This window comes from Microcoleus sp. Pol14D4 (genome assembly GCF_036701245.1).
Classification (GTDB): domain Bacteria; phylum Cyanobacteriota; class Cyanobacteriia; order Cyanobacteriales; family Microcoleaceae; genus Microcoleus.
Map to the genome: position 1 here is coordinate 1 of NZ_JAUBQM010000192.1, position 1,499 is coordinate 1,499.

The 1,499-nt window shown below is 37.4% G+C and carries 2 protein-coding genes; both read left to right on the plus strand.

Translation table 11 applies throughout. From position 1 onward, the window contains the following. Positions 1-149 precede the first annotated feature (149 nt). Positions 150-368 (plus strand): hypothetical protein, encoded by a 219-nt coding sequence (locus QUA33_RS28020; protein WP_333153031.1) that lies wholly within the window; start codon positions 150-152, stop codon positions 366-368. Between the two features lie 142 nt (positions 369-510). Next, positions 511-1,499 (plus strand): protein kinase domain-containing protein (locus tag QUA33_RS28025; protein ID WP_333153033.1); only part of this gene is annotated, 989 nt, incomplete at its 3' end.

Sequence of the window (1,499 nt, forward strand, 5' to 3'; positions counted from 1 at the left end):
ATCTTAACTTCTACTTAGATCCACCTCCCTCATTATACATGATTTATGATTTACAAATCATTTGCGATCGCTATAGACCTCTTGCAAAAATCCTTTTCATCAATTGATCGGCCGGAGAGCCCGTCCTAATTATTTTTGCAAGAGGCCTAATGAAGATGTGGAATGAAGAAGGAAAAAGAGGCGATTTGTACTTGCTTTCATTACATGGTAATTCCCCTATTTATACTCTAATTATGCAGCGCCCACATCTCCTAGGAAGACTAACGGCGATCGCACTTCACTCTGTTTTGCCGGATTTTGCAGGAAACTGTGGAGCGATCGCACTCCTGACCGTAATGTTGAGCCGTCTTATTGTTAAGAACTGTTAACATAAAATAACTTTTATTTTTAAACTTAAGTTTTTATTAAAGTTTCGGATATTATTTATGTATTAGAGGATACATCTACTTAATTAATTAACAATATCTAAAAAAAATAATTGAGTATTAATACTGACAAGAGGCTGTAAGAATGATTAACTTACCGGGCTACGACATTATTAACCAAATCCATGAAAGTAATAATTCTTTAGTTTACCGAGGAGTGAGAAAGCAAAACAACCAACCGGTAATTCTCAAATTTCTCAAACAAGATTATCCGATGCCAGCTTCGTTAGTTAGATACAAGCAGGAATACGAAATCACACACAATCTTAACCTAGAAAGTGTGCCTAAAACCTACAGCTTAGAAAAATACCATAACAGTTTGGCTATCATTTTCGAGGATTGTGGTGGAGACTCATTAAAGCTCTTGTTGGCTTCTCAACAACTTACCTTAGAAGAGTTTTTATTAATAGGTATTAAAACAACCAGGGCTTTAGGTGAAATTCATCTACATAAAATCATTCATAAAGATATCAATCCCAGCAATATTATTATTAACTCAACCACAGGGCGAGTTCAAATTATAGATTTTGGCATCTCTACTGTTTTAAAGCGCGAAAATCCTACCCTGAAAAATCCTAATGTTTTAGAAGGCACTCTTAGCTATATATCGCCGGAACAAACAGGCAGAATGAACCGAGCAATAGACTACCGCACAGATTTTTACTCATTAGGAGTCACTTTTTACGAACTCCTAACGGGGCAATTGCCATGGGATTACAGCGATGCAATGGAATTAATCCACTGTCACATTGCTAAACAAGCAGTACCGCCCCATCAAATCAATCGAGAAATTCCTAAAGCTGTTTCTGATATTGTGATGAAGCTATTAGCGAAAACCGCTGAAGCCAGATATCAAAGCCCTTGGGGAATTATCGCTGACTTAGAAGAATGCCTAGAACAATTAAAAACTACGGGAGGAATTGCAGATTTTGCGATCGCCCAAAAAGATATTACAGATAAGTTTCAAATCCCTCAAAAACTCTACGGCAGAGAAACAGAAGTTGAAACATTATTAGCAGCCTTTGAGCGAGTCAGCAGAGGCAGCACCGAAATGATGCTAGTATCCGGTTACTC

What these genes read in the sequence shown, in the direction of transcription:
- QUA33_RS28020 (WP_333153031.1), top strand. Translation starts at nt 150, where the DNA reads ATGAAGATGTGGAATGAAGAAGGAAAAAGAGGCGATTTGTACTTGCTT.